The sequence below is a fragment of the Brachybacterium sp. SYSU DS0246 genome (assembly GCF_059391765.1).
In genome coordinates this window covers 1-5556 of record NZ_JBZXYT010000058.1, presented here as the reverse complement: position 1 = coordinate 5556, position 5556 = coordinate 1, and the positions used below count along the sequence as shown (strand labels likewise).

General features: G+C 67.6%; 3 protein-coding genes and 1 pseudogene. All 4 read right to left on the bottom strand.

Annotated features, from left to right (window positions below; genetic code table 11):
• Positions 1-437: 437 nt before the first annotated feature.
• The gene (locus tag AC5020_RS16825) at positions 438-1616 is read right to left on the bottom strand and encodes a GmrSD restriction endonuclease domain-containing protein (protein WP_464989134.1); all 1179 of its coding nucleotides are present in this window, start codon (positions 1614-1616) and stop codon (positions 438-440) included.
• A 562-nt stretch (positions 1617-2178) separates the two neighbouring features.
• Positions 2179-3279: an HTTM domain-containing protein gene (locus tag AC5020_RS16820; RefSeq protein WP_464989133.1), complete on the bottom strand. Its 1101-nt coding sequence runs from the start codon at positions 3277-3279 to the stop codon at positions 2179-2181.
• Positions 3270-4022 carry a DUF5819 family protein gene (locus AC5020_RS16815; RefSeq protein ID WP_464989132.1) on the bottom strand — a complete coding sequence of 251 codons (753 nt, stop codon included), beginning with the start codon at positions 4020-4022 and terminating at the stop codon, positions 3270-3272. The genes AC5020_RS16820 and AC5020_RS16815 overlap by 10 nt, the downstream gene beginning before the upstream one ends.
• Before the next feature lie 133 nt (positions 4023-4155).
• Positions 4156-5556, bottom strand: a pseudogene (locus tag AC5020_RS16810) (hypothetical protein); the annotation flags it as partial.

Here is a 5556-nt window from a genome sequence, read left to right as displayed (position 1 = left end):
TACGGCCCCTGCAGGACGTGACCATCACCCTCGCCGGCCAGCAGATCACAGCCACCCCCGAACTCACCGACGACGCCCGAACCATCCTTGATGCACTGACACACTAAAGAGGTCCAACTCAGGAGCGGTCGGCGACCACAGCAGCGAGGTGGCGGCGAGGGCGAGGGCCAGCAGCAGCCAGCTGCTGCGGCGCATCAGGGAGGCAGGCACGGCGGCGCGCGCCGAGGGCGGCGAGGAGGGACTCATGGAGCGGGGACCTTTCGCGGGGATGCGCGTCGCCAGGGGCGACGCCGGGGATCGGGCCGCTCGACGGTATGAGCCCCGGGTCACCGAGCCGTAGCCTCCCGATGACGCTCAGGGTGCTGGCGGGTTAATTCGTTGATTCCCGTGCACCCTTCGCGGCACGCCACGCGCTTCCCCGCCCCGGTCCCGTCCGGTCAGTTCTCGCAGCCGACTCCGTCGCCGTCCCTGTCGAGCTTGCGTGAGTAGCCGGGGTCGCCGACGCGCACCGGCGCCGCCCCGGCCGCTCGTGCCGCATCACAGTTCTTGTAGTGGACGCTGCCGCCGGCCGGTTCTTCGGGCTCGGGTGCGGGAGCCGGTTCGGGGGCAGGCTCGGGTTCCGGGGCGGGCTCGGGTTCCGGTGCAGGCTCGGGTTCCGGTGCGGGCTCGGGTTCCGGGGCGGGCTCGGGTTCCGGGGCGGCCTCTTCGCGCGCACCATCGCCCTCCCAGCGGTCCGGCGTGACCTCGTCGTCAGCGAATGCGGCGAAGCCCTCACAATCACCGAGGACCTGTTCGATGGCGTCCTTCTCGGCCGGCTTGACCCACAGGCCGTACTTGTCCTTCACCGCTAGTTGCCGAGAGACGTATTCGCACCGGTACGACTTGTTCGGCGGAAGCCACGTCGCGGCGTCCCCATCACCCTTCTGCTGGTTCAGGGAGTCTTCCACTGCAAGCAGATTGAGTGGGTCGTTGCCGAACTCCACCCGCTTCTCCTCATCCCACTGCGCGGCGCCGGTCTGCCAGGCGTCGGAAAGAGCCACGACGTGATCGATATCGAGAGAGTTGTCGTCCTCCTGGTGGAAGGAGACGTCCGCACCGCTGTAGGGCGAAGGCGCGAGAACGCCGGAGAGGACGACGCACCCCTCGGTGCCGTACTCGAGCACGATGTCGCTGAGGTCGCGGCGCAGGATGTCGTTGCGGGTGTCGCACCCGTTGCGGTCGATGTCATCGCGCCACCCGAAGGAATCGCGGTCATAGCCCGTCTTCGGCGCGCGGCCCTTGACCTCGAGCCCGGCGAGAACGCCGAGGGCGCTTGAGCGGTCAGGCGTCGGCTCGGGCGCGGCGGTCAGCGTAGGGGTCGGTGTCGGCGTGCTGGTCGGCGGCGGGGTGGCGGTCTCCGTCGCCGCTTCCGGCGCGACCGTCTCAGCGTCGGCCTCGCGGGCAGCGACCGTGGGCTGATCGGACGGCGTCTCGTCCACGGGAGGAGCGAAGACCGCTCCCAGGACGCCGGTGATCATCACCAGGAGAAACGCGAGCCCACCGCATCCGCAACATGACAGTGCGGAGATGACGCCGATCTTCTTCTTACCTTTGAGCGCGCCGAGCTGAGGAGCCATCGTGACCCTTACTTAGAACCTGAGGAGGAGAAGACACCGCTCGGCCTGTTCGGCCGCCCGCCGTTCACTATGGACTCGGGTGGTGTTCCATGGATGATTGAACACCACGCCACGCCTCTGGATACCTCGAAATCCGCCTCCGGAATGTCTCGAGACGGTCACAGGAATCGTCTCTTTCGACCCCGCGGCAAGGCCCCTACGGGCCCTGGCAGAACCAGCCGAGGCACCGACACTTCACGGCGCCTCTCGCTCCGCCTACCGGCAAAATGCCTCCTCGAGCAGCTCGCGAGAGCAGAAGTCTTCGGCCGGGCGGACCTCGGTGCACGGTGCACGATGGCGAAACGCGACATGGAGCGGACGAGGCCCACGGCCTCGCCCGCTCCATGTCGTGCTGCTGTGCTGGATGCGGCAGCGCTGCCGCGAGCTGCGCTGCCGCGACTCGCACGACTCCGCGGCGTCAGGCGCAGGCGGCCCACACCTGGTCGATGCGGTCGTTCCACGCGCTGACCGGCTGGCTGCCTGCGACCGCGTCAGCAGGTGACGGACGACGGCCCCGCGGGCCTCACTGGCTCACGGAGGCCCGTGATGCGTCGGAGTCCGCGGCGGTGCCGGTCTCCTCGGAGCCGCCGGCCCCCTTCCCCGCTCGCCGGCGGCGGACTCGTGCTCGGAGTCCGCGCGCGAAGCGATTGCCGGTCACGGTGGTCCGCAGCCAGGTGACGATCGTGATCCAGGTGGCGCCGGAGACGAGCACGGCGTCGGCCGAGGCCATGATCCCGGAGAAGAACGGCAGTCCCATCGTCACCGCGATCGTGAGGTGCATGCCCAGCAGCATGAGCAGCGCGATCCGCCGGGTGATGGTGTTGAACAGCAGGAACGGGAAGGCGATCTGGGCGAGCACGGTCACGTAGGTCGCGATCACCACGGGCGCAGCCCAGTGGGTCATGAGGTCCGCCAGCGGCGGGAAGACGCCGTAGGCCTCGGACTGCAACGGGTAGTAGACCGCGGTGCCCTCCTGCCACAGCGAGCCCTGGACCTTGTAGAGCCCCGCCTCGAGGTAGACGATGCAGATCTGCGCGACCACCAGGCACAACCCGATGTTGTGCAGCACGGAGCCGGTCTGCGTCTCCGGGGCGTCTTTGGCGGCGCGGCGCCGGGCATCCAGCGACCAGCGACGGGAGATGTCCACCAGGATCAAGTAGATCAGCATGACCCGGATGAAGTAGTTGCCACCGTCGGAGATGGGCGTGTTCTGCCCGTTCAGCGTGGTGTAGGCGATGAACAGCAGCGGGGTGACGATGCGGGTGCGCCAGCCCAGGGTGAAGGCGACGACCAGGGCGATGGTGACGATGTACCAGGCCCAGAACAGCCCGGGCCCGGCCTGCTGGAGCAGGTCGAAGGGGAAGTTGTAGCCGAGGATCTCGCGATAGGGCTGCCAGTATCCGGAGCCCGGGCCCCAGATGCGCGAGGCGATCGGGAGGTTCAGCAGCAGCCAGCCGAGCAGGAAGCTGCCGGAGGCGATGCGCATGATCGCGAAGCCGTAATCGGCGTGGCGGTCGGCGATGAACCAGGTGATCAGGCGGTCGAACAGGCGCATCGGGCCGTCGCGGTGGGTGCGCAGCCAGTTCCGGACCGGGGCGGAGGTGCTGGAGTCCTTCACGACCATGCTGCGTACACCTCCTCGTCGAACTCCATCGCCGGGCGCCAGCCGATGTTCACCCACGACTGGGAGGGCTCCTCCGGCGGGTCGTGGCGCTGGTCGAAGTCGGGGACCGCGTCGCGGCGCATGCGCACTTCGACCAGTGTGACGTCCTCGCCGTACTCCTCGTACATGTACAGCGTCCCCAGGCCCACGGCGGAATCCTCGAGCCGCTGATAAACGCGGAGGTCGCTGAGCTGAGCAGGACTGTAGGTCTGCTCGGCCTCGGCGGAGTAGAGGTCGACGCCGAAGACGGGCTCCCCGTCGATGTGGTTGCCCTCCGCCATGGCCTGCTGGTCCTGGGAAAGGTCGCGGGCGGCAGGCCAGAGCCGGCCGTGGACCACCTTGGACTGGCGGGATTCGCGATTGGCGAAGATGTTGTAGTCGACCGCTTCGAGCTCCTCGGCGGTGACGTTGCGCCATGGGGTGAACTCGGCCCCGGCGTCGCTGCCGCCGGCGCAGACCTCATGGGAGCTGATGCAGGCGCGCACCAGCATGTTCTCGTCCTGGGAGTAGGGGCCGGGGGCGAAGAGGTTCCAGCCCTGATCGAGCGGGCCGAGGAAGTACCGGTTCAGGGCCGGCTGCAGGGACTGCTTGATCGGGGTGTCCGGACCGGTATAGGCGAGGGTGGCGCCGATGTGGCCGACGGCGAGGAGCCCGACGATCGCCAGGACCACCGCGGGAAGACGGCGGATGCGGGGCTTAGCCATGCGAGGAGAGTCCGTTCTGCGAACTATGTGGAGAAGAGGGGGTTTGCGAAGAAGCGGTTACGACGGGCCGATGGCCGCCGGGCGCGGCACCGAGGTGCCGGCCCGACGGCCATCAGTGTGTGTACCGGGTCGGTCAGCGACCGGCGCGGCGGTGGCCGATCAGCGCCGCGCTGCCCGCGAGGAGCAGCAGGGCGGCGAGCCCGGCCATCGCAGCCGTCCCGGCGGCGCCGGTCTCGGCGAGCGAGCCGTTGCCGTTGGAACCGCCCGACGTACCGTCGGCGCCGGTGTTGTCGGACGCGTTGTCCGCACCATAGTCGCCGGTGTTGTCGGCACCATTGTCCGCACCGTTGTCGGAGTCGTTGTCCGAGCCCGATGCGTTGGTCACCGTGAGGTCATCCGTGGCGCTCTCCCCGGTCTCGGCGGTGGCCTCGACCAGGTAGTCACCGGCATCGGTGCCCTCGGGAACCGTGATATCGGTGGTGAAGTCACCGTTATCGTCGGTGGTCACAGTCACCGAGTCGCCGACGGGGTTGCCCTCGGGATCGGTGATCTGGACCTCGACCTCGGTGTTCGGCGGGTAGTCCTCGCCGGTCACCGTGGTGGAGTCGCCGTCCTCGACCGTGTCCGGGTCGACCGAGACGTTCGGACCCTCGGCAGTGCCGTCGTCGCCGGTGTTGTCACCGGTGTTCTCAGCCGTGTTCACCTCAGTGTTCTCAGCCGTGTTCACCTCGGTATTCGCCTCAGTGTTCTCAGCCGTGTTCACCTCAGTGTTCTCAGCCGTGTTCACCTCGGTATTCGCCTCAGTGTTCTCAGCCGTGTTCACCTCGGTATTCGCCTCAGTGTTCTCAGCCGTGTTCACCTCGGTATTCGCCTCAGTGTTCTCAGCCGTGTTCACCTCAGTGTTCGCCTCGGTATTGTCCGCAGTGTTGTCGGACGTTCCGCCCGCCGGGACGACGGTGAACGGGTCGGAGTCGCCCAGACTCGGATCTTCCGTGTCGATCACCGTCACCACGTAGTCGCCGAGCTCGTACCCGGAGGACGGCAGCCGGAAGGACACCTCTCCGTTCTCGTCGACATCCACTGTCGTCACGTACTCGCCCGGGTCCGCGACTGCCGCGAAGGTCGTCACGCCGCCCAGCTGCGTAACGACGACGTCGGCGTCTTCAGTCTTCAGGAAGACATCAGCCGTTCCGCCAGCGGTGTAGCCGGTACCCAGCACCAGGACGTCGTCCTCACCCTGGACCGCGCGGGTCGGGGTCAGGTCGATCTCGGCGACAGCCGTGTTGTCCGCCGTGTTGTCGGCGGAGTTATCGGCCGTGTTATCGGCGGTGTTGACCTCGGTGTTGTCGGTCGTGTTGTCCGCATCGTTCTCGGCGGTGTTCACGTCCGTGTTGTCCGCCGTGTTCACCTCAGTGTTCTCAGCGGTGTTCACCTCAGTGTTGTCGGCCGTGTTGTCCGCATCGTTCTCCGCGGTGTTCACGTCCGTGTTGTCCGCCGTGTTCACCTCAGTGTTCTCAGCGGTGTTCACCTCAGT

Excerpts from the sequence above, each read along its gene's own strand:
- AC5020_RS16825 (WP_464989134.1), bottom strand. The coding sequence starts at position 1,616 with ATGGCTCCTCAGCTCGGCGCGCTCAAAGGTAAGAAGAAGATCGGCGTC.
- AC5020_RS16820 (WP_464989133.1), bottom strand. The coding sequence starts at position 3,279 with ATGGTCGTGAAGGACTCCAGCACCTCCGCCCCGGTCCGGAACTGGCTG.
- AC5020_RS16815 (WP_464989132.1), bottom strand. The coding sequence starts at position 4,022 with ATGGCTAAGCCCCGCATCCGCCGTCTTCCCGCGGTGGTCCTGGCGATC.